The organism is Streptomyces sp. NBC_00038 (genome assembly GCF_026343635.1).
Lineage (GTDB): Bacteria > Actinomycetota > Actinomycetes > Streptomycetales > Streptomycetaceae > Streptomyces.
In genome coordinates, this window is sequence record NZ_JAPELQ010000001.1 from 9245894 (window position 1) to 9268926 (window position 23033).

Sequence of the window (23033 nt, forward strand, 5' to 3'; positions counted from 1 at the left end):
CGGGCGCGTGGCTATGCGTCGCGCAGCGGAAGGTGGGCCCTGTCCTTCACCCGGGACACGGCGAGGAGTGTGCCGAGGGCGGTGAGGACGGCGTAGAAGGCGGGCATGTTGGTGTTGCCGGTGCGGTCGATGAGGTACGTCATCAGCAGCGGGGCGGTGCCGCCGAAGAGGGCGGCGGAGACGTTGTAGCCCAGGCCGTAGGCGGAGTAGCGGACCCGGGTCGGGAAGAGCTCGACGAGCAGGATGTGGATGACGCCCGTGTGGCCGGCGAAGATGACCGCCATCAGACAGGCCCCGAGGACGGCGAGCGGCACACTGCCCGTGCCGATCAGCAGGTAACAGGGGACTCCGGCGACGGCCATGGCGACGGCGGCGCCCGCCAGGACCTTCTTGCGGCCGATCCGGTCGGACAGCGAGCCCATGTACGGGATCGCGAGACAGATGGCGACGAGGCTGGTCGCGGTGACGAGCAGGCCCTGCACCTTGCTGAAGTCCAGCTCGGTGCTCATGAAGGTGGGCATGTAGCCGAACAGCACGTAGTAGCCGGAGCCGTTCATCAGCGGGATGAACAGGGCGAGCAGCATCGCGCGACGGTGTTCCGGGGACGTGAACGCTTCCTTCAGCGGGTTCTTCGACAGGCCGCCCTCTTCTTGCAGGCGGATGAAGTTGGGGGTGTCGCTGATCCGCTTGCGGATGTAGATCCCGGTGACGCCCAGCGGGATCGCCAGCAGGAACGGGATCCGCCAGCCCCAGGACTCCATGCGCTCGGTGCCGAGACCGCTGGTCAGTGCGGCGGCGATCAGCGTTCCGGTGAGCAGGGAGAGGAAGGAGGCGATCTGCGCGTAGCTGGTGTAGCGGCCGCGCCTGCCCTCGGGGGCGTGCTCGGCGAGGAAGCTCATCGCGCCGGATGCCTCGCCGCCGACGGAGAAACCCTGGAGGACTCGCAGCAGGATGAGGAGCGCGGGCGCGGCGATGCCGATGCTCGCGTACGTCGGCAGCAGGCCGATCGCGGCCGTCGCGACGCTGATCAGCATGATGACGAAGACCAGCATGCGCTGGCGTCCGATGCGGTCGCCGAGGTGGCCGCAGATCACCCCGCCGAGCGGCCGGAAGAAGAACGAGACCGCGTATCCCAGGAAGACGAGCTGGACGGCGTTCTCCGACCCGGGGAAGAAGACGGCGGCCAGGGTGCCCGCCATGAAGCCGAAGATGCCGTTGTCGTAGAGCTCGGCGAAGATACCGACGCAGCCGGCGAGGGTGACTTTGCGCGCTGTTGTGGGGTCGACCGTGTTGGGCACTGGCTGAGCGGCGGCCAGGGTACTCATGACTGACTCCTTTGCTGGACGAGGTGGCTGAGCTGCGGGACGGGGACGGGGATGTGGAGGGCGTCGAACACCGTGCGGACGCGGGTGCGGAGGGCGTCGATGCTGTGGCGCTGGGCGCGGTGGGCGCCCACCGCTTCGGTGACCGTCCGGCGCCGGAAGCGGACGGTCTGGCCGGGCCGGGCCTGCCCCAGTGAGGACAGGCCCGTGGAGGTCACCACCGCGAGCACGGGGTAGCCGGCGGTGACACCCCGGCCGCGGTGCAGAACAAGGAGCTCGTCGCCCGCGGGCACTTCGACCGCTCCCACGGGCACGCCACGGGAGAGCACCTCGCCGCTCGTCACCCGGCGCGGCACGTCGCCGCTCATCCGCAGACCGATGTGGTTGCTCTGCGGGGTCACGGTGAACCGTGAGTCGAAGAGCCGCCCGGCGCTCGCGCCGAACTCCGCCAGCTCCGGGCCGTCGGTGACATCGACCGTGCACGCCTCACCGAACCGCGGTACGGGGGCGTGCAGTTGGAAGAGCGGGATGCGGAACACCGGGTGATCGAGGGGCGGGCAGGGGACGTGCACGGCGATCTCGTCGCCGTCGCGCAGCTGCCGGCCGAAGCCGAGGATCGTGTCCGGGGCGCAACTGCCCAGCAGGGAGGGCGCGTTCACCGATCCGTACACCGCGAGATAGACCCGTATGCCCCGCCGGATCCCGGTGATCCGGATGGTCTCGCCGGACCGGACGATCGTGGGCTCCCACTGCGGGCGTCGTACATCGTCCACGGTGAGGTCGGCGGGAGCCCCGGTCACCGCGATGAGTACATCGGCCGAGGGCGTGCAGCTGAAGTCGAGCGCGGTGATCTCCAGCAGCGGCGCGTTCTCGGCGTTGCCGGTGAGGACGTTGGCGACGCGGGCGGAGTACTGGTCGAGGGCGCCGTTGACCGGAAGCCCGAACCGGGAGCGGCCCGGCCGGCCGAGATCCTGGACCGCTGTGAGACCGGCGCGGTGGATGGCGAGGGTGTCAGCCATGGGCCACCGTCGCAGGCGCGAGGGAGAGGCCGTTGTGCGCGTCACACGTGGCAGCCGTCAGCGCTGGGTCGTTGTGCGCGTCACACGTGGCGGCCGCCAGCGCGAGGCCGTCGTACTCGTCCCACTGCTCGGGAGCGATCGGCACGAACCGGAAGGTGTCACCGGGCCGGTAGGGGGTCAGCGGCTCGGAGTCGAGGTCCAGGACGCGGAGCGGGGTGCGGCCGAGGAGTGGCCAGCCGCCGGGGGACCGCATCGGGCAGATCACGGCCTGCCGGCCGGCGACGGCGACCGAACCGGGCGGCACGCTGGTACGGGGCGAGGCCAGCCGGGGGACCGGCCCCGGGAAGGCGGGGCCGTCCGTCATCGGCGCCCCCACCGGCGCTCCCAGGCAGCGGACCGTCAGATCCGCACCCGAGTGCAGCCGGACGACGTCCTGCTCGGTCAGCCCCAACTGCTCGGCCACCACGGGGAGATCGGGCCCGTACTCACCCCCGTACACCACCGGAACCACGAACCGCCGGGCCGGGAGCCGTCGTACCGGACCCTCCGCGAGCCGCCCGATCTCGTGCGTCAACGCGTCGCGGACCGTGTCGTGATCGGTGTCCGCGCAGTCGAACTCGACGAGCAGCGAGTCGTACGTCGGCACGATCCCGTACACCCCGTCGAGCCGGGCCGCCTCGATCGCGTCGGCCAGCGCGTGCACGGTCTCCCAGGCGTTCGAGCCCTCGGCCTTGACCACCACGGCCGAGTCCCCGCAGTCCGCGATCAGGATTTCGCCGCCCACGTCAGGCACCCCTGCCGTTCAGCGGGGCGATGGTCACGCCCGCCGCGAGGAGTTCCTTGCGTATGAGGTGGGCGAGCGAGATGGCCCCGGGGGTGTCGCCGTGCAGGAGGACGGTGTCGCACGCGACCGGGATGTCCCGGCCGCCGACGCCGCGGATCACCCCTTCGGTCACCATCCGTACGGTGCGCTCGGCGATCTCGTGCTCGTCGTGGATGACCGCGCCCGGCTCGCTCCTGGGCACCAGCGTGCCGTCGTCCCGGTAGGCCCGGTCGGCGATCCCGACGATGCCGACCCGCAGACCACGGGCGCGGGCGGCATCGGCGAGAGCGCCGTCCTGCGCCAGCACGATCAGCGTGGGATCGAGCGAGGCCACCGCTTCGGCCACCGCGTGCGCGTAGTCGGCGCGGGTCGCGACCAGGTTGCCGAGGCGGCCGTGCGGTGCCACATGCCCTACGCGGGTGCCGTGCGCGGCGGCGAACGCCTGGAGCGCGCCCACCTGATAGAGGACGTCGGTGCGGACCTCGTCCGGCGACAGGTCCATCGCGCGGCGGCCGAAGCCGACCAGGTCGGGGAAGCTGGGGTGGGCGCCGACCGCGACCCCGCGCTCCACGCAGTGCCGGACGGTGGCGTCCATGATCCGGGGGTCGCCCGCGTGGAAGCCGCAGGCGATGTTGGCCGAGGTGAGGACATCGAGGAGCGCCTCGTCGTCGCCCATCGTGTATGCGCCGAACCCCTCACCGAGGTCGGCCACGAGATCGACCCTGAGTGCCATGTCGTCCTCCGGAAACAGGAATGTGCCCGATTACGTGTTTTCACGCGTCGTCGCGCCTCTTCGCGCGGGCCCCCGGAAAAGAATTCGTAACGTGATTAACTCGGCCGTTACATTTTCTTCGGGCGTTCGCCGCCGTCCGGGAATTAAGCGTTTCGGTGACCGTAATACCGGGGTGTTGGCGCATCAAATACACGTTGGGTGTGACGTGATAGGCCCCCGGTATGACACCGCGTCCGGCACCCGGCCCGTACGATGAGCCCCTTCTCAGGCTGCTGGGCTGGAGGCCGCCGATGGACACAAGGCGTCTGTACTCGTTCGTGAAGATCGTCGACGCCGGGAGCATCACCCGCGCCGCCGACATCCTGCACATCGCGCAGCCCGCGCTGAGCCAGCAGGTCTCCACACTGGAGACCCAGTTCAAACAGCAGCTGCTGATCCGCAGCAAGCGCGGTGTCGCACCGACCGAGGCGGGCCGCGCCCTCTACCGGCACGCCCAGCTGATCCTGCGCCAGCTCGAACTCGCCCAGGCCGCGGTCGACGTGTCGGGCCGCGCCCCCGCCGGAAGCGTCTCCGTCGGCCTCGCCCCGTACAGCACCGGCGCCGCGCTCGCCCTGCCCCTGCTGCGCGCCGTGCGCGAGCGCTACCCCGACATCCTGCTGCACATCAACGAGAACTTCGGCGGCGTGATCAGCGAGGCCATCATGACCGGCCGCATGGACATGGCCTTCATCTACGGCGCAGGGCCCCTGCGAGGCGTCCAGTTCGAGCCCATGCGCACCGAGGACCTCTACCTGATCGGCGCGCCCGGCACGGCCGCGCCCGCCCTCCCGGGCGACGAGGTCTCCATCACGGAACTCGCCGATGTGGGCCTCCTGCTGCCCAGCCGCATCCACACCATCCGCCAGGTCGTCGACGCCGCCTTCCGGCACGCCTCACTCGAACCGAAAGTCGTCGGCGAGATCGAGTCCGTCCTCACCCTGACCAGCGCCATCGGCGCCGGCCTCGGCGCGACGGTGCTCCCGTGGTCGGCGGCCCAAGCCATCCTCGACGTACGGAAGTTGGTCGTACGACGGATCACCGACCCCGCCATCGAGGTCAAGCTCTCCCTCTGCACATCCGACCACCAGCCCCTGTCGGAACCCGCCCTCGCGGTGCACGACCTCTTTCACGAACTGATCCGCGACTTCGACGGGGACGAGCTCCGCCACAAATAAGCGTGGTGCGACATATCCGCCGCCGATGACGTCATGCGGAATGGATATGGGGTAGCTACCCGTATCACCCAGGAGCGCTTTCGGGAATTGGTCCCGCCCGTCCGAATCTCGGGGGATTCCACCCGTCTGCGGATGCGCTGCCAAGGGCGGAGAGCGGATCGCCCCGCCGCCCGGTCCGGGATGCGGATCTCCCCCCGCCCGGACAAGGTGGGCATGTGGACCGGCATCGAGGCGCCTGGGCGATCCTCCCCTGGGGCATCCTCGTGCTGGCCGTCGTGGGAGACCTGGCCACGCCGACGGATGTGACCACGGCTCCGCTCACCGTTGCCGCGCCGGTCGCCGCCGCGACGGTGATGAGCCCGCCGGGCATCGTGGCGGTGGGAGTCACGGCCATGATCGTGCACGCGTTCCTCGCAGCCATCGATCACACGTTCGGCTGGCATCACGGGCTGGCGAACCAGCTCACCCTCGCGGGTGTCACCGTGCTCGCCGTCGGCATCAACCGCATGCTCGCGCGCAGGGAGGACGGCCTGCGTCGGGTACGCCGGATCTCCGCCGTCGTACAGCAGGCGGTACTGCCCACTCCGCCGCCCCGCATCGGTGACCTGCGGATCGCCGCCCGGTACGAGCCGGCCGAGGAGGAAGGGCTGATCGGAGGCGACCTGTACGCCGTACGGCACTCGGCCTTCGGGACGCGGGTCCTCATCGGCGACGTACGGGGCAAGGGCCTGGACGCGGTGCGCGCGGCGTGCGCCGATGTCTGGGCCTTCCGGTACGCCGCGGACCATGCCCGCGATCTGCCGGAACTGCTGGGCATGCTGGAGGCCGCGCTGCTGCGTGAGGCGGAGGTGCGCGGCGGTCTGGAAGAGGAGGAGGGGTTCACCACGGCCCTCGTCGTCGAGTTCGACCCGGACGGGGAAACGGTGCGCGTGATCAACCGCGGACACCCCGCGCCGCTGCTGCTCTCCGCGGACGCCACGGTCCTCGCCCTGCCCCCGTCGGAAGAAGCCCCGCCGCTGGGCATGACCGCACTCGGCGTCTGGGAGTCGCCGGTGGAGTCCTTCCGCCTACCCGCGGGAGCGACCCTGTTGTGCTTCACCGACGGTCTCACCGAGGCCCGCGACCGGCACGGGCGCTTCTACGACCCGGTCGCCCGGCTGCCGCACCTGTTCCCGCACGGTTTCACGGCCCGCCACCACGGTGGCATCGCCGAGCGGCTGCTGCATGTGCTCGCCGCGGACGTACGCCGGCACTGCGGCGGCCGCCCGCAGGACGACCAGGCGTTGCTTGCGGTGCACAGAGCGGCGCCCTGAGCGCAGCCTGCACACCCCCTCGTTCAGGACAGGCAGCCCACGTGCGCGAGGGCCTGCTTGAGGAGGACCCCCTGCCCGCCCTGCATCTCGTTCTGGACCACGGGCGAGGAGGCCTCCTGCGGGCTGAACCAGACCAGGTCGAGAGCGTCCTGGCGGGGGCGGCAGTCGCCGGCCACCGGGACGATGTAGGCGAGGGACACCGCGTGCTGGCGGGGGTCGTGGAAGGGCGTGGTCCCCTGCGTCGGGAAGTACTCGGCGACGGTGAAGGGCTGCGGGGAGGCCGGGACACGGGGCAGCGCCACCGGACCCAGGTCCTTCTCCAGGTGGCGCATGAGCGCGTCCCGGACCCTCTCGTGGTGCAGTACCCGGCCGGAGACGAGGGCACGGCTGACCGTCCCCTCCGACCCGATCCGCAGGAGCAGTCCGATGCTGGTCACTTCGCCGTTGTCGTCGACGCGCACCGGCACGGCCTCGACGTAAAGGATCGGCATGCGTGCGCGCGCCAGCTCGAGGTCGTCGGGACTCAGCCAGCCGGGCGTGGTTTCGGTCGTGTCAGCCATTCGTTGATCGTACTTTCCATGGCACCCCCTTGGCGCGCGCCGCTCCAGGTCAGGCCCTCCAAGTAGACCGTGACCCGCACCACTTCCCGGCCCCGGAACGGCGTCTACGGATCATGGTCACGACTCGTCGGGCAGGTGGTACCAGAACTCGATTTCGGACAGATTGGCCCTGCCGTCGTGGTTGTCGTACACGCGGATCCTCCGGTGCGAGGCCCGCTCGGCGAGCTTCACCTCGTACCACTGGTCCGCGCTCACGCCACTGATGGTGTGCAGATCCGTCCAGGTGGCGCCGTCGTCGTCGGAGCCGCGGAAGACCGTGCCGTTGGCCCGGGAGAGGTGGGTACCGCGCGGGCGGAAGCGGATCCTGTCGATGGTGACGGGCCCGGCGTCGCCCGGGTCGATGTCGATCCAGCTCTCGGCGGCGAGCGTGTCGGGGCTGGTGGCGACATCGCCGTCGAAGGCCCGCCAGCCGTTGGCGGCCTTGGTGCCGGTGCCGGGCCACTGGACGGTGGAGGCCTCCACCATCGTCGCCGTGACCCCGAACTTCACCAGCAGGGTGTCCTTCGACAACAGCAGGTCGTACGCGGCGTACACCTCGTCGATCAAGGCGTCCTGGTCCGCTCCCGGCTCCTCGCTCGCGTTCTCGATCCGCTCGACCTCGGCGGTGAAGGCCGCGTAGCTCTTCTTCGTCCAATCGGCGGAGTCGGTCCTCCCCGCACGGACGAGGAGCTGGGCGAGGGTCTCGGCGACGGCGACCGCCGCGTCCTCACCGACCGTGCTGCCGCCGCTCGCGAGAGAGGCGGCGACCTTGAACCACCGCTTGCCGTGGCGCAGTTCCTTCTCCGTCCAGCGCCGGTCGCGGGTGTCGGCGCTGACTGTGTCCCAACCCGCCGCGTTCTGCAGGGGGTTGGTGGCGGACGTGTCCGCGTCCGACGTGCGGTAGAGGGTGAAACCGGTCGCGTCCTCGGGCTTGTTCCAGGCGATGACGGCCTGGTCCGCCTCGCGCCCCGCCACGTACGGAAGCAGCGCACCGGAAGCCGTGTCCCGCACCCGGACCGTGGCGAGAACCGCGTCGCCGGAGGCGGCGACACCCGCGTGCACGGCGTGCGGGAGGGGCGTGAGCATCGACCCGGTGTACGTCCATGAAGTGCCGTCGGGCGAGGCGAAGGCGAGGATCTGGTGGGTCTCGTAGTCCCGGATCAGCCGTAGCCAGGGGTAGTTGGAGGCGGTGAAGCCGGAGATCCCCGCGTCGCGCGGGGAGCGCACCTGGTCCTGCCAGTCGTGGCGGCTGTCGCGGTCGCGGTTGGCGAGGACGAGCTTTCCGTCGGAGTCGGCGCCGAAGTAGACGTACCGGGTGTCGGCGTCGAGCTTGTCGCGCAGCATCAGCCCGGTCAGCGGGCCCTGGTGGTCGTCGATGCGGGCGGTGACCGTGCCGGTGCCGGCGAGCACCCGGCTGACGAAGAGGAGGGAGTCCTCGATGTCGCGGGTGGCGACCATGTAGTCGTCGCCCTTGCCCAGCCCCTCGCCGTCACCGCCCGCGACCGTGATACGCGCCCCGCTGACCGACGTCCTGCCGCTCCGCTGCGAACCGAGCCGGTCGTCGCGCCACCCGGAGCCGGTCAGGCCCCCCGACACCGGCCCGGACAGCTCCGCCTCGGCCCGCCAGGACGCCCAGCCGCTGCCCGCCTCGTTCACGGCGGTGACCGTGTAGAAGTACCGGCGCCCCTGCTTGACCTTGCCGTCGCGCCAGTAGAGGCCCGTGACCCCCTCGGCGACGGTCTCGTACTCACCGTCCTCGCGGGTGGCCCGCCTGACGGTGTACGAGGTGGCGCCCGCGGTCGTGGTCCAGGTGACCCCGATGTACGTGTCGCCGGGCAGCGCCGCCGCGTACCGCACGACGGACGGCAGCAGCACCTCGCTCGCGCCCTCGGGCAGCTTCAGCACCACGGCGGTGAACGGCGGGACCGTCACCTTTCCGCCGCTGACCGGCAGCCGCTTCCCGGAGACCAGGTCGAGGACGGTGGAGCCGGAATGGCCCCGGGGGACGGCGAGTTGGTGGGTCCGCTTGTTGCCGTACACCTTGCGTGTGGTGTTGATCCCGAAGAGGTAATGGCCGTAGCGGGCGGTGAGGAAGTCGGTGTAGCCGGAGTACGGGGTGTCCGCCTCGAAGTTCTCGCGGCGGACGGTGCCGACCCCCGGCTGGTACGCGATCGGGCAGATCTCCCCGGCCAGCGCCTGCGGGGCCCAGTTGTCGCCGGTGTTGATGTCCTCCATGAAGTCGGCGTCGATGTTGTCGGTGCGCGCCCAGTAGTCGCGGTACTGGAACAGGCCGTTGGTGCGCAGCTGCACCACGTGCTCGTACGTCGGGGTGATCACGTGGAGTTTGCCGCTGCCGGCCACCCCGCGGTTCTGGGCGAAGAGCGAGCCGAAGGCACGCAGGTCCCCGTCGCGCATCGAGACGAACATGTTGTCGACGTCGACCCAGGCGAACTGCTCGTAGTCGGCCTGGTCCACACCGAGTTCGGAGATCTCCGCGGCGGTGTAGGAGGCGAAGTTCGTCTGCGGCAGGACCTTGCCGGCCGGGCCCCGCTCGGCCAGGTAGGCCCAGGTCTCCGCCAGGCGCAGGTCCGCCTTGTTGTTGCTGGTGGTGAGGTTGAACTGGTTGAAGTACTGGTGGTCCACCAGCTGTTGCTGGGCGAAGCCGACCGCCTCGGCCGCGTACTCCAAGTAGACGTCCCAGCCGGGGCCCGCGTACCGCTCGGCGTTGGCCTTCATGTGCGCCTCGACGCCTGCGAGGTAGAGCGACTGCCCGGCGTTGATGCGGGTGCAGTAGGCCGGGATACCGGGGACGTACACGTTGCGTTCGTCGATGAAGCCCTCGGTACGCATCAGGCGGTGCTCGTTGCTGTCGTCGGCCGCCGGGTACCGGGTGTGGCCGCGGGCGTGCGAGTTGCGCAGGGTGAGCTTGAGGATGTCGTCGTTGAGGTCCTCGTCGCCCGCGTGGCCGAAGGTCTTGAAGTAGTACTCGCCCAGGAAGCGGGAGGCCTCCTCGCCGTAGTTGCCGACGTAGGTGTTCTCGCGGGTGAGACCGGCGGCGGTGATGCCGGTGTAGTGCCGGCCGTAGGGCAGCCGCCGTACGACCTCGCCGTTCGCGTCGAGCTTGCTCCTGGCCAGGCCCTTGCCCACGATCCGGACGAAGTCGTCGGTGAAGCGCGCCGTGGTGTCGTGGTAGAAGAGCGAGTGGAACAGGTCCAGATCCTCGCCGTCCGGGCCGACCAGGACCTCCTCGCCGAGCCACGGCACCGTGCCGAGCGTCTCGCCGAGGATCGCGTGGCTGCGCTTCCTGCCCTCGTAGAACTCCGAGCCGATGACACGCAGGCCCTCGTGGGCTTCCCAGGCACCCTCGTAGGTGAAGAGCACCTGGTTGTAGATGTACGAGAGTCGCGCGCGGGCGAAGTCGAAGTTGGCCTTGAGACAGCGGCCCCAGGCGGCCCGTCGGGTCAGGGTCCCGCCGTCGAAGTCGACGTCCTTCAGGGAGGTTTCGCCCTCCGAGGTGCCGGTGGTGAACTCCTCGTCCAACAGGGCCGTGAAGGCCTCGGCTCCGTAGATGTCCGCGTCGGAGATGACGTTCTCCACGATGTACAGCGCCTCGCCCAGCGCCCCGTAGTAGCCGCCCCAGTCGCCCTGGTGGCCGCCGCGCAACAGCAGCCTGGTGTTGCCGTAGTAGTCCTTGACGTGGTTGTCGATGGCCTTGAAGAGACGAAGCAGGGCCTTCTTCTTCTCCTCGGCCGTCCTGGCCGGGCACCAGTCGGTCGTCAGGACATTGGCGTAGAAGCGCAGGTCGTCGACATAGCGGACGATCGAGAGCTTGGCGGAGTCCGAACTGTCCATCGTGGCGGAGTGGTTGTCGAAGAGGGTGACCTGGGAGGCGCGGAAGCCGTCGATCATCGCCTGTTTGGCCGCGTCGCCGATGTCGTCCGGGGTGGCGGCCGGCGGGGAGTAGCTGGGCAGGTCCTCACCGGAGAGGTCCAGTTGGGCGGCGGTGTGGGTGTAGACGCTGTAGTAGCCGCGGGACTTCTGGGTGGCCTTGCCGGTGTAACTGCCCTCGTAGGCACGGAAGGTGATCTCCACCTGGTCCCGGCCGGTGGTCATCTCCAGCGGCAGCATCACGGTGGAGTAGTAGAAGCGCTCCGGGACGGGCTTGGCCAGGCCGAGTGCGACCGGCCCGTAGTCGAAGGTCCGGCGGTAGCCGATCTGCTCGCCGTTGATGTAGGCCAGGGTGATGTACGAGCCGGGGTCCGAGCCCCAGAGCTTCACCGTGAGGTAGTTCTGCGCCTGCGGGTCGGTCTTCATGGTGAACCGCAGCTCGCCCAGTCTCACGCCGATCGGGGAGAGCGGTACGGCGACCCTGGCCTTGACCTTGTTCCCGCCCGTGACGACTTCGCTGCCGTCGCTGGTGAAACCGTGGCCGGCCTCGGAGTCCTCGTCGCCGAGGACGAGTCTGTCGAGCAGTCCGGCCTGTCTGGTCGCCGCCGACTCGGCGGCGTGGGCGGCGGGCGCCTGCTGCCAGAGCCAGCCGCTCGCGGTGACGGCGGCGGTTCCGGCACCGGCGATCTGGACGAAGTGACGACGGCTGAGACCTGGCTTGGGCATGACGAAGAGCCCTTTCGAGCAGGGTGAATGGACGTGAGGGGGTGGGGGGTTGGCCGGGCCGGGGCTACTTCAAGCTGCCGAGCGTGACGCCGGAGCGCCAGTAGCGCTGCATGGAGATCAGGAGGATCACCATCGGGATCAGGGAGACGATCGAGCCGACGACGACCATGCCGGTGAGGTCGTACGAACTGTCGGTCTTCACCTTCAGCCAGGAGTACAGGCCGAGCATGACCGTCCACTTCTCGGTGCTGCGCAGGAAGACCAGGGGTCCGAAGAAGGAGTTCCAGGAGCCGACGAAGCCGAGCAGGAAGATGGTCGCCGCTCCGGTGGACATCAGCCGGGCACCGATCCGGAAGAAGATGCGGTACTCGCCGGCGCCGTCGATGCGGGCCGCCTCCAGGAGTTCGGGCGGGATGGCGCCTTCCGCGTACACCTTGGCGAGATAGACGGAGAAGGCGTTGAAGAAGCTCGGCACGATGATCGCCGACGGGGTGTCGATCAGGTTCAGGTCGGTGTAGAGCAGGAACGACGGGATGGTGAGCAGCGCCCCCGGCACCAGGAACGAGCCGATGATGCAGCCCATCAGGAAGCCCTTGCCCCGGAACTCGTACATCGCGAGCCCGTATCCGCAGGCCACACAGATCAGGGTCATGCCCGCGGTGCCGACGAAGCCGTAGAACAGGGTGTTCCACATCCACCTCAGGAAGATGCCGTCCTGATAGGTGAAGAGCTGCCGGAGGTTCTCCCCGACGTTCATGTCGGTGAACCACAGGCCGTTGGTGGTGTACAGGTCGCCGCGGCTCTTGGTCGCGGAGACGATCAGCCACCAGACCGGGAGCAGCGAGTAGAGGGAGAAGAGCACCAGGCCGGTGATGACCAGCGTCTTGGTGCGAGTCGTCTGGCGGACCCGGCCCGGTTCCGTGCGTCGGCTCGCCCGCGGGGGCCTGCTGCCGGCGGCCGGCCCGGTCTGCCTGTCCATGGTTACGGTCATGAGGTGGGCGCCTTGTTCGTGAGCCGGTAGAAGATGGCGGAGGCGGTGCCGACGACCACGGCGAGGATGATCGACAGGGCGGCCGCGTAGTTGAACTCGCCCTGCGCGAAGGCCCAGTCGTAGATCGCCATGATCGGGGTGAAGTCGCGGGTGACGGTCTCCGGGGTCATCGACCGGAACAGCATCGGGTCGCTGAAGATCTGCAGGGTGCCGATGATGCTGAGCACCGTGGTGAGCACCAGGGAGCGGCGGACCAGCGGCACCTTGATGGACCAGGCGATACGCCATTCCGAGGCGCCGTCGATGCGCGCGCTGTCGTAGATCTCGGGTGGTACGGCGCGCAGGGCGGCGTACACGATCAGCATGTTGAAGCCGATGCTGCTCCAGGCCATGAGGTTGCCGATGGAGATCCAGATCAGCGAGCCGCTGTAGAAGTCGGCGTCGATCCCGAACAGGGCGAAGAACGGGGTGAGCGGACCGACGTCCGGGCTGTAGAGGTAGATCCAGATCAGGGTGGCGACGATGCCCGGGACCATGAACGGGACGAGCAGCGGGAGCCGGAAGCGGTCGGCGAGGCGCTGCGAGGCCGCGTCGAGCAGTAGCGCCAGGCCGACGCTCGCCACCTGGATCAGCGGGATGCAGATCGCCGCGAAGAGGGCGACCCGGCCCATGCCGCCCCAGAACTTGGCGTCACCGAGGCCTTCGGCGAAGTTGTCGAAGCCGACGAACTCGACGGTCTTCTCACCGAAGCCGAGACCTGAGCTCTTCGCTCTGTACAGGCTCTCCTTGAGGGCCATGAACAGAGGGGTCACGGTGAAGAGCGCGAACCCGAGGAAGAAGGGGAGGGTGAAGGAGGCACCCTTGAGCGCCATGACCCTCTTCCAGCGGAGGTGCGGGGCACGGGACGGCTGCTTGGCGGCGGTGGACACGTGATCAGCCTTCGACGTTGATGTTCTTCGACTTCAGGTCGTCGACGGTGAACTCCTGCATGTGCTCAAGGGCTTCACGCATGGTGATCTTCTTGGCGGCGACCTTGGCCCACTGGTCCTGGAGTTCGGCGAAGACACCGGTGTAGTTCGGGCCGACCACCCAGGTGTCCTGACCGCCCTCGACGGCCTTCTGGATCACAGCCTTGGCCTCGGACTTGCGCGGGCCGAAGAGCTTGTCGGGCACGGACGAGTCGATCCACGGCGACGGGTCGGCGATGGTGCCCGGCCACGGGTACGACTTGGTCTTGGAGTCGTACGAGGCGTCGATGCCGGCCTTGGTGGTCGACTTCCAGACCCCCGCCTCCACCGCTTCCTTGAGGTGTGCGCAGCCCTTGGGGACGAACTCGGGCTTGCCGTGCGCCATCGTCGCGAACTGCGTCGCGTCGGAGAACTGCGGCAGATCGATCGGCTGCCAGTCGCCCAGCGACTTCTTGTAGTCGATCTCGAGGGAGCCCAGCTGCCAGACCTGGGTCATCAGGGAGACCATCTTGCCCGAGTCGAAGTAGTTGATCAGCGCGGGCTTGTCCATGTACGTCTGGTTCGCCACCAGGTCGTTGTCGACCAGCCGCTGGATGACGTCGGCGGCCTTCAGCGACTCGGGGGACAGGAAGTCGACCTGCCAGCTGTCGCCGTTGATCTTGTACCAGGTGCCGCCGGCCTGCTGGACCAGACCGACCAGCGTGGACGGGTCCTCTCCGGCCATGTTCATGATGTAGACGCCGTGCTTCTTCAGCTCCTTGCCGGCGGTGATGACCTCGTCCCAGGTCTTGGGGACCGCGACGCCGTACCTGTCGTAGACCGCCTTGTTCACGATCATGAAGGACGGCTCGGCGCCGCTGGGTATGCCGTAGTACTTCCCGTTCACCTGGGCCGACGCGAGCGCCGACTCGTTGAAGACCCCCTTCTCGACGTACGGCTCGATGTACTCCGTGACGTCCGCGGCCAGCCCTTCGGCGGCGACGCTGGGTGCCTCGGCGTCCCAGTTCTGCACCAGGCACGGCACACCCTTGCCGGCCGCGACGGCGTTGCGCAGGTTGGCAGCCGCGCTGGTGTTGTCGGCCTGCTTCACGAACTTCAGCTTGATGTCGTCGTGGGTCGCGTTGAACTTCTTGACGATGGGGTCGACGACCCTGTTCTCCCGCCAGCCCCACATCTCGATGGTGACCGGCCCCTTGTCCTCGGCGCCCGTGTCGTCACCACCGCTGCCGCAGCCGGCCAGAACGACGGAGAGCGCCACTGCGGTCGCAGCGGCCACTCTGCCCTGCTTGCGGTTCATGAGGGTCCTCCTCGGATTTCGGGCATGGGGCGGCGATCCGCTTCCCGGACCCGCCTGAGCGGCACATAGAAATCGGTCTCTACGGAAGCTAGAGCCGCGCCCCCCGTCGGACAAGACGTCGTACGCGGAAATCTTCTGTTCGCAGCGAATGCCCCCTGTATGCACGGCATTTCGAACAAGCGGAATCGGCAACCGGCGCTCTGCCGGCTAGGAACCGTTTTCTAGAAGGGTGCTTGTGAACAGCGGAAAGGGGTGCCCCCCACGCGCTCGCGCGGGAGACACCCCGGGTGGGATGTACGTGGGGTCAGCGGACGGGCCGCCGGGTCGACTCCCGTATGACGACATGCGTGCCGAGCACCTGGTGCTGCCGATCCGGGAACTCCTCGCGGTGCAGCGCCAACCGGACCGCGGTGCGGCCGAGTTCCTCGGAGGGTACGTGGACCGTGGTCAGTGTCGGACACACGTCGATGGCGGTCGGGATGTCGTCGTAGCCCGCCAGCGCGATGTCGTCGGGCACCCGCACGCCGGCCTCGCGCAGCGCCTGGAGGGCCCCCGCGGCGACCATGTCGGTGCCCGCGAAGACAGCGCTGAACTCCAGGCCGGACGCGAGGAGTTCACGCATTCCCCGATAGCCGAAGCTACGGGTGAAGATGCCGTCCACGATCAGCTTCGGGTCGAGTTCGAGACCGAGCATCTCGTGCGCGCGGGCGAAGCCGCTGATGCGCTGGCTGCTGGTGGACAGACCCGGCACCCGCCCCAGATAGGCGACCCGCCGGTGGCCGGAGCTCAGCAGATGGGTCGTCATGGCGAAGGCGCCGCCCTCGTTGTCGTAGTCCACGACGGTGGCGGGCACACCCGGGCCGAGCGGTGGCCGTCCGACGAGTACGAGCCGTGAGCCCGCCCGGTCCAGCGCGTGCGCGAAGTGTGTCATGCGGTCCTGGTAGGCCTTGTCGTCCCATGCGCCGCCCACCACGATCACGGCGTCGGCGCGCTGCTCGCGCATCGTCTCGACGACGGCGAGAACGCGCTGCGGATCGCCGTGCGTGGTGCACAGCATGCAGAGCCTGCTCTCGGCGGACGCCTGCTCCTCCACGCCTCGGGCGATATAGGCGTAGAACGGCCCGGTGACGTCGTCGACGACGAACGCCACGGTCTTGTTGGTGGAGCCGCCCAGGGCCCGGGCGTGTGCGTTGACCACATAGTCGAGCTCGCGCATGGCCTTGAGGACCCTGGCACGGGTCGCCTTGGCCACCGGGTAGGTGCCGCCGAGCACTCGGGAGACCGTGGACGCCGACACTCCGGCCCGCGCGGCGACATCCCTGACCGTCGAGGCATCGCCGTGGGGTGAGGCCGCCGCGTTCTTGTCCACCGTTTACTTCCCTCCACCCCGCGCACCTGCGTAGACGCTCACCTTAACGGCGTGCCACCTGCGGGAGTACGGCCGAGACCGGCTCAGGCGGGATGACCGGCAGCAGTGCCCTGGCCGGGGTCGTGCGGCGCGTTCCAGTTCTGTGTGGTCGGCCTGGTTCGGAAGGCGGCTCTCGTGGGACGGCAGTCGGCGGGACGGTGACTGCAGCCGACGGATGTCGTTAGCAACCGTTCTCTACGCTAGGCGCCGTTCGATGGGAGGGTCAATGGCCGGGCTCATCAAAGTGGGCCTGTGGTCAGGAGGTTGTGCGGCGAGAGAGGTGGAATTTGCTGATCGCTCTACAGTGACCGGTTGCCTTTTGGGTTCGGTGAGCGGTTCCAGGTCGCCATCGCGGAGGAGGGTGACGAGTACCGCACGGATTCCTGCCCTGCCCCGTCCTCGCACGACGAAGGCCCCGGCGGCGGTCTTCCGAAGGGTGTCGGAAGACCGCCGCCGGGGCCTGGTTTCCGCGCCCTGGCCCCGTCCCCACGGGTCGGGTGCGGTCCGGGTCTCCACACTCCGCTCTCGGTGGTGTCCCCGGGGTTCGGGTGGGCCGCGTCAGGCGGACCGGCGGGTGAAGCGCACGGCTATCGTGACGAGCGTCAGGGGCTTGAGCATGTTGGCCTGGTTCCAGGTCATGCCGAACTCCTTGCGGTCCACCGGGACTTCGGCGGTGAGGGTGACGGCGTCCGCCGAGACCTCGGAGGCTTCCGCGATGAAGGAGAGCGCGCGGCTCACGCCGAGCACGGTCAGCTCGCCGGTGACCTGGGCGGTGCCGTTGCCGACCGGGGTGACATCGGTGGCGGTGAAGACGAGCGTGGGGTGCTTGTCCACGTCGAAGAGGTCCGCGGAGCGCAGGTGCTTGTCGCGCTTGGCGTTCTTGGTGTCCAGGGAAGCGGCGTCGATCGTGATGCTGCCGTGCGCACCGCCCCCGGCGAGTACCTCGCCCTCGCCGCTCACCTTGGTGAAGACGCCCTTGACGTTGACGAGGCCCCAGATCGTCCTGTTCTGGATGCGGACCGACGTACCGGCCGGATCGAGCGTCCAGCGGCCCGGGCCGACGTCCGTGAGTGAACCGGAGGAGCGGGAGTTCGAGGTGGTGTTGGACATGATCGGTCGTGCCTTTCGTGAGCGTCTCTGGGGGGAGTCGACGGTGATCCGTGGGAGATCGGCGGCGGCCCGTGCGCCGGAACGCATGCTGCTGAGCGAACTGGCCGCTTGAAGAATCAATATGTTGCCAGCTATTAGGTAGTTAGCGAGATAATAGCTGGCCGGGGTATTCTCGACAAGAGGGTCAGGATGTGGAACCGGGCGACGGGAGCCAGTGCATGGGGGAGTCCCAGCAGACAGCGGGGCGGGTCGAGTGGGCTGCTGCGGCCGAGTGCCCCAGCGCGGCCGCAACCGCGGCCGCGGACGGGTGCCCCAGTACCGAGGAGGCTGAGCTGCTCCAGCGCTGGAACTCTCTGGCGACCGGATTCCGGGAGCTCACGGACCAGCTCCTCGGCGACGCGCAGCGCGAGGTCGGACTGCCTCCGTCGTTGCTCGAAGTGCTCTGCTTCCTGGCCACCACTCCGGAGCAGGCGGCCCCGATGCGGCTGCTCGCCCAGACACTGGGTTTCTCCACCGCGGGCACGACCGGAGTGGTCGACCGGCTGGCCGAAGCCGGCCTCGTCGAACGCCGGCCGTCGAGCTCGGACCGCAGGGTGACGTACGCGGCGTTGACGCCGCAGGGCCGCGAGACCGCCACGGTCACGGCCAGGGCGTTCGCGGACTCGGTGCGCCGCCGCGTCGTGGAACCGCTGGGGGAGGAGGGCTTCGCGTCGTTCGCGGCCGCTTTCGCCACGTTGGGACTCGTGGGCGGCGATTCGTGCCCCGGGGGTGCGGCGGCGGGGAGCCCCTGACGCCGGAAGTCGCGGCGTACGGTCCTGTGAGTCGGCCGGCGCGTACACGCCTCACGAAGAGCTGATGAGGGCGGCGCCGCATCCACTGTGCGGTCCGACGGCGCCCCAGGGGCCAATGGGCGAGACGGTCCTTACGCGGAAGAGATACGTGGGCATAGCATCGGTTCCCGCATGAACACGATGACGCTCTGGCACATATCTGTATGGGAGTTCGCCGCTCTCGCCGCCGCGGCTCTGCTCGTCGGCTTCTCGAAGACCGCCGTCAGTGGGGCCAACACGGTCAGCCTGGCGATCTTCGCCGCGGTGCTGCCCGCCCGCGCCTCGACGGGGGTGCTGCTGCCCATCCTCATCGTCGGGGACGTGCTCGCGGTGCTCACCTATCGGCGCCACGCCCACTGGCCCACGCTGTGGAGGCTGTTCCCGGCGGTCGCCGCGGGAGTCGTCCTCGGCACGCTGTTCCTGGTGTGGGCCGACGACGGTGTGGTGCGGACCTCGATCGGCGCGATCCTGCTGCTGATGGCCGCGGTCACGCTGTGGCGCAGACGGACCGCCGACAAGAACGAGGAACCCGACTCCGTGGCGACACGCAGGGGACGGGTCCAGGCCCGCTCCTACGGCGTGCTCGGCGGCTTCACCACGATGGTCGCCAACGCCGGCGGTCCCGTGATGTCCATGTACCTGCTGTCGGCGGGCTTCCGGAAGCTCGGTTTCCTCGGGACGTCCGCCTTCTTCTTCCTGATCGTCAATGTGTCGAAGGTGCCGTTCAGCGTCGGCCTCGGCCTGATCGACGGGAACTCGCTGCTGCTGGACGCGGCGCTTGCCGCCTTCGTCCTGCCGGGTGCCGTCCTCGGTAAATGGGCCGTGAACCGGATCAACCAGAGGCTCTTCGAACAGCTGGTGATCGCGGCGACGGTGGTGGGTGGAGTGCAGCTCCTGCTGCGCTGACCCGCTTCGACCCGTGGCACCACCGGACCCGGCCCCGCGAACCCCTTCCCCAACCCTGTCCCCAACCCCTTCCTCACCCCCCGTACGCTCGACGCCATGTCCCCCCACGTCCTGGTCCTCGGCGGCACCACCGAGGCGCGAGAACTCGCCGCCCGGCTGGCTGCCCGTCCCGGTGTGCGGGTGACCACGTCGCTTGCGGGGCGCGTGTCCCGGCCGGGTGCGCTCGAAGGGGACGTGCGGATCGGCGGATTCGGCGGGGTGGACGGGCTGGCGCGGTGGCTGCGCGAGCATCGCGTGGACGCCGTTGTGGACGCGACGCACCCGTTCGCGGCGGGCATCACGGTGAACGCCGCGCTCGCGGCGGCCGTGACGGAAATTCCGGCCGTGGTGCTGCGCCGCCCCGGCTGGCGTCCGGGCCCCGGTGACCTGTGGCATTCGGCGGCGTCCCTCGCCGAAGCCGCCGCGCTGCTCCCGGAGTTGGGCCGCCGCGTCTTCCTCACCACGGGCCGCCTGGGCCTCGCGGCCTTCGCGGAGCTGCCCGGACTCCACTTTCTCGTACGGTCGGTGGAGGCGCCCGAGCCGCCGCTGCCCGGGGACGTCGAGGTGCTCCTTGCGCGCGGTCCGTTCACGGTGGACGGCGAGAGGACGCTGCTGCGCGAGCACCGCATCGACGTCCTGGTGACCAAGGACAGCGGGGGAGCGGCGACGGCGGCGAAGCTCGTGGCCGCCCGTGAACTCGGGCTTCCCGTGGTCGTCGTACGCCGCCCGCCTCTTCCGGAGGGTGTGAGCCCGGTCCCGGACGTGGCGTCGGCTCTGGCCGGGCTGGACCTCGGCCCGCTCTGACGGGCGGGTGTGCCTGGACCGTCAGCTCGACCTACTTTCGGCCGGCTCCGGATTCCGGGTGGCCGGCAGGCCGGTGGTCAGGTCCTCGACCAGAAGACGCTTGGCGATGGAGTCGACGGCGACACGCAGGTCGTCGCCGGACGGGCGGCCGATGTCCTGCTCCACGCGCTGGGCGAGCCAGGAGCCCCACGCCTTGCCGAGGACCTGCGCCTCCCGCTCGCCCGCCGCGGTGTGCGAGAAGAGTGAGCCGTCGCGGGCGAGGTAGCCCTCCTGGACCATGCGGTCGAAGACCGGGACCAGGACCTCCGGGGGCAGCCGGCGCCGGGCGGCGATCAGCCCGAGACTGGCATGGCCGACCATCCGGGTGAACAGCTCCACCTGCATCACTGCCCATGCCCCGGCAATGTCGAGGCGGGTGTCCGACTCCGCGATGATGCGGCGCGCGGTGTCCAGCTGAGTACTGCCGATGATCTTCCCGACGGAGGCTTCCAGGACCCGCTGCGAATCCGCGGTGGACGGGGACGCGAAGCCCTCTCCCATGTCGGTCGAGCCCATCCGCGCACTGTCGCGCAGCTGCACCTGCTTGAGGAACAGGGCCACGATGAAGCCGAGGACCGCGACCGGGACCGTCCAGAGGAAGACGGTCTGGAGTGTGTCGGCGTACGCCGTGATGATGGGCTCGGCCGCGGCCGACGGCAGTTCGTGCAGTCCTTCCGGGCTCTGCGAGGCCTGGGCGATCGCGGCCGGATCCGCCGCACCGGTCCGGGTGGCCTCGCCGACCCCGTCGGCGAGGTTCGTCTTCAGCGTGTTGGTGTAGATCGTGCCGAAGACGGCTGTGCCGAACGAACTGCCCAGCGTACGGAAGAAGGTGACGCCGGAGGTCGCGGTGCCGAGGTCGGTGTAGGCCACGGTGTTCTGGACGGCGATCGTCAGCACCTGCATGCACAGTCCGATCCCGGTGCCGAGCACGAACATGTACAGCGACGCCAGCCAGGCGCTGGTGTCCGGTCCCATCAGGGAGAGCAGAAAGAGGCCGACGCCCATCACCAAGGAGCCGACGATCGGGAAGATCCGGTACTGCCCGGTCTTGCTGACCACGTTGCCGCTGAACACCGAGGCGATGAGCAGGCCGATGACCATGGGCAGGGTGCGGATACCGGAGACCGTGGCGGAGTCGCCGTCGACGTACTGCAGATAGGTCGGCAGGAACGTCATCGCGCCGAGCATCGCGAAGCCCACGATGAAACTGAGGATCGAGCACACCGTGAAGACGGGGTTGGCGAACAGGCGCATCGGCAGGGTCGGTTGGGCCGCGCGGGTCTCGACCCAGCAGAACAGGCCGAGCGAGATCACGCCGCCCACGAACAGGCCGATGATCATGCCCGAACCCCAGGCGTACTCGTTGCCGCCCCAACTCGTCGCCAGGATCAGGGCGCTGGCGCCGATCGCGACGAACGCGATGCCCAGATAGTCGATGACGGGACGGACCGCAGACTTCACGACGGGGATGGTGCGGGCCGCGGCGATGACGACGACGATCGCGATGGGCACGTTGACGTAGAAGGCCCAGCGCCAGGTCAGGTGGTCCGTGAACAGGCCGCCGAGCAGAGGTCCGATGACGGTGGCGACGCCGAAGACGGCACCGATCGCCCCCTGGTACTTGCCGCGCTCCCGAAGCGGGATGACGTCCGCGATCAGGGCCATGGCGGTGACCATCAGGCCGCCCGCGCCGATGCCCTGCACCGCCCGCCAGAGGATCAGCATCGTCATGTTCGGCGAGAGGCCGCACAGGAACGAACCGGTGATGAAGATGATCGCCGAGGCCTGGAAGACCACCTTGCGGCCGAACAGATCACCGAACTTACCGACCAGCACCGTGGCGACGGTCTCCGCCAGCAGGTACGCCGTCACCACCCACGACATGTGCGCCGCGCCGCCGAGATCCGACACGATCGTCGGCAGGGCGGTGCCCACGATCGTCTGGTCCAGGGCCGCGAGGAGCATGCCCAGCATGATCGTCACGAAGACGACATTGCGGCGCCGCTTGTCCAGCACCGGCGGTGCGGACGCCTGTGCGGCGGGCGGCACGGATTCCTCGGTGGTCGTCACATTCGTCACTTTCACACCGCAGGACGCCATGTGCATGCGGGACGACCCGCCCGGCGTACAGGCCCCGCCCGACGGGCGCGCTACCCCTTCGGATGCCTGCGCAGCAGGTACGTGTCCATGATCCATCCCTTGCGTTCCCGGGCCTCGGCGCGCAGGCGCTCGATGCGGGGGGCCGCCTCGGCTATCGGGCCGGAGGCGAGGATCTCGTCGGGGGTGCCTATGTAGGCGCCCCAGTAGATGTCGATGTCCTCGTCGGCGTACTGCCGGAAGGTCTGATGGGCGTCGAGCATGACGACCACGTCGTCGACGCCGTCGGGGAAGCCCTCCGAGAGGCGGCGGCCCGTGGTGATCTGGACAGGCCGGGCGACCCGGTTCAGCCCCGTGCGGTGCCGGGCGACGAGCGCGGACACACTGCTGATCCCGGGCACGACGTCGTAGGTGAACGCCACCGCGCCCCGCTCCAGGATCTCCTCCAGGATCCCGAGCGTGCTGTCGTACAGCGAGGGATCGCCCCACACCAGGAACGCGCCGCTCTCCCCCTCGCCCAGCTCATCGGAGATCAGCCGCTCGTAGATGTCGGCGCGGGCGCTGCGCCAGTCCCCGACCGCCGGCGAGTACGCCGAACCCCCGGCGGCCCGGTCGCGGTCCGGGTCACGCGCCTCGACCAGCCGGTACGCCCCCTCGGGTACGTGCGCGTCGAGGATGTCGCGGCGCAGCTGGACGAGGTCGGCCTTCACCTCGCCCTTGTCCAGGATGAAGAACACGTCCGTGTCCCTCAGCGCCTTGACCGCCTGAAGCGTGAGCTGGTCGGGGTCACCCGACCCAATCCCGATGACATGAATCTTTCGCACACCGAGAGTCTGCCGCACGCCACTGACAGTGGGTCCACCGCATCCGGGGTCGGGGTCGGGGTCGGGGTGAATGGTGTGGGGGA

Annotated in this window: 18 protein-coding genes; 5 read left to right on the forward strand and 13 right to left on the reverse strand. The window is 69.2% G+C overall.

The window, feature by feature from the left end; translation table 11 throughout:
* Positions 1–11: 11 nt before the first annotated feature.
* From OG219_RS41430 to OG219_RS41445, 4 genes are read right to left on the reverse strand one after another with little or no spacing between them, the layout of a single operon-like run.
* Positions 12–1325 carry an MFS transporter gene (locus OG219_RS41430; RefSeq protein WP_266835625.1) on the reverse strand — a complete coding sequence of 438 codons (1314 nt, stop codon included), beginning with the start codon at positions 1323–1325 and terminating at the stop codon, positions 12–14.
* A complete protein-coding gene (locus tag OG219_RS41435) occupies positions 1322–2341 on the reverse strand; it encodes a biotin-dependent carboxyltransferase family protein (RefSeq protein WP_266835627.1) in 1020 nt (339 codons plus the stop codon). Before OG219_RS41435 ends, OG219_RS41430 begins: the two co-directional genes overlap by 4 nt.
* The gene (locus tag OG219_RS41440; protein ID WP_266835629.1) at positions 2334–3125 is read right to left on the reverse strand and encodes an allophanate hydrolase subunit 1; all 792 of its coding nucleotides are present in this window, start codon (positions 3123–3125) and stop codon (positions 2334–2336) included. The genes OG219_RS41435 and OG219_RS41440 overlap by 8 nt, the downstream gene beginning before the upstream one ends.
* Before the next feature lies 1 nt (position 3126).
* Positions 3127–3897: a LamB/YcsF family protein gene (locus tag OG219_RS41445; RefSeq protein WP_266835631.1), complete on the reverse strand. Its 771-nt coding sequence runs from the start codon at positions 3895–3897 to the stop codon at positions 3127–3129.
* A gap of 290 nt (positions 3898–4187) precedes the next feature.
* On the opposite strand from OG219_RS41445, the gene nac reads away from it, so the two are divergent.
* Entirely contained in the window at positions 4188–5111 is a 924-nt protein-coding gene (nac, locus tag OG219_RS41450; RefSeq protein ID WP_266835633.1) for a nitrogen assimilation transcriptional regulator NAC, read from the forward strand.
* Positions 5112–5326: 215 nt separating this feature from the next.
* On the forward strand, positions 5327–6424 hold the full coding sequence (locus tag OG219_RS41455) for a PP2C family protein-serine/threonine phosphatase (RefSeq protein WP_266835634.1): 1098 nt from the start codon (positions 5327–5329) through the stop codon (positions 6422–6424).
* A gap of 23 nt (positions 6425–6447) precedes the next feature.
* Here OG219_RS41455 and OG219_RS41460 read toward each other — a convergent pair whose 3' ends face one another.
* From OG219_RS41460 to OG219_RS41490, 7 genes are all read right to left on the reverse strand, one after another.
* Positions 6448–6984: an NUDIX hydrolase family protein gene (locus tag OG219_RS41460; RefSeq protein WP_266835636.1), complete on the reverse strand. Its 537-nt coding sequence runs from the start codon at positions 6982–6984 to the stop codon at positions 6448–6450.
* Positions 6985–7101: 117 nt separating this feature from the next.
* Entirely contained in the window at positions 7102–11637 is a 4536-nt protein-coding gene (locus tag OG219_RS41465) for a Tat pathway signal protein (RefSeq protein ID WP_266835638.1), read from the reverse strand.
* 64 nt (positions 11638–11701) lie between these two features.
* Complete coding sequence (locus OG219_RS41470; RefSeq protein ID WP_266835640.1) at positions 11702–12628, reverse strand: carbohydrate ABC transporter permease; 927 nt, start codon at positions 12626–12628, stop codon at positions 11702–11704.
* Positions 12625–13557, reverse strand: a complete 933-nt coding sequence (locus OG219_RS41475; protein WP_323183332.1) for a sugar ABC transporter permease — start codon at positions 13555–13557, stop codon at positions 12625–12627. The genes OG219_RS41470 and OG219_RS41475 overlap by 4 nt, the downstream gene beginning before the upstream one ends.
* Before the next feature lie 4 nt (positions 13558–13561).
* Positions 13562–14893 (reverse strand): ABC transporter substrate-binding protein, encoded by a 1332-nt coding sequence (locus OG219_RS41480; RefSeq protein ID WP_266835642.1) that lies wholly within the window; start codon positions 14891–14893, stop codon positions 13562–13564.
* Positions 14894–15197: 304 nt separating this feature from the next.
* Entirely contained in the window at positions 15198–16262 is a 1065-nt protein-coding gene (locus OG219_RS41485) for a LacI family DNA-binding transcriptional regulator (protein WP_266835644.1), read from the reverse strand.
* A 597-nt stretch (positions 16263–16859) separates the two neighbouring features.
* Entirely contained in the window at positions 16860–17411 is a 552-nt protein-coding gene (locus OG219_RS41490; RefSeq protein WP_266835646.1) for a YceI family protein, read from the reverse strand.
* A 218-nt stretch (positions 17412–17629) separates the two neighbouring features.
* Here OG219_RS41490 and OG219_RS41495 point away from each other — a divergent pair, with 218 nt between their 5' ends.
* The 3 genes from OG219_RS41495 (at position 17630) to OG219_RS41505 (ending at position 19990) form a co-directional block, all read left to right on the forward strand.
* On the forward strand, positions 17630–18202 hold the full coding sequence (locus tag OG219_RS41495; protein WP_266835648.1) for a MarR family winged helix-turn-helix transcriptional regulator: 573 nt from the start codon (positions 17630–17632) through the stop codon (positions 18200–18202).
* A 171-nt stretch (positions 18203–18373) separates the two neighbouring features.
* The gene (locus tag OG219_RS41500) at positions 18374–19147 is read left to right on the forward strand and encodes a sulfite exporter TauE/SafE family protein (RefSeq protein WP_266835650.1); all 774 of its coding nucleotides are present in this window, start codon (positions 18374–18376) and stop codon (positions 19145–19147) included.
* 96 nt (positions 19148–19243) lie between these two features.
* A complete protein-coding gene (locus OG219_RS41505) occupies positions 19244–19990 on the forward strand; it encodes a cobalt-precorrin-6A reductase (protein ID WP_266835652.1) in 747 nt (248 codons plus the stop codon).
* A gap of 21 nt (positions 19991–20011) precedes the next feature.
* On the opposite strand, the gene OG219_RS41510 is transcribed toward OG219_RS41505, so the two are convergent.
* Positions 20012–22099, reverse strand: a complete 2088-nt coding sequence (locus OG219_RS41510) for an MDR family MFS transporter (protein WP_266835654.1) — start codon at positions 22097–22099, stop codon at positions 20012–20014.
* A gap of 80 nt (positions 22100–22179) precedes the next feature.
* On the reverse strand, positions 22180–22950 hold the full coding sequence (gene cobF / locus OG219_RS41515) for a precorrin-6A synthase (deacetylating) (protein WP_266835656.1): 771 nt from the start codon (positions 22948–22950) through the stop codon (positions 22180–22182).
* Positions 22951–23033: the final 83 nt, after the last annotated feature.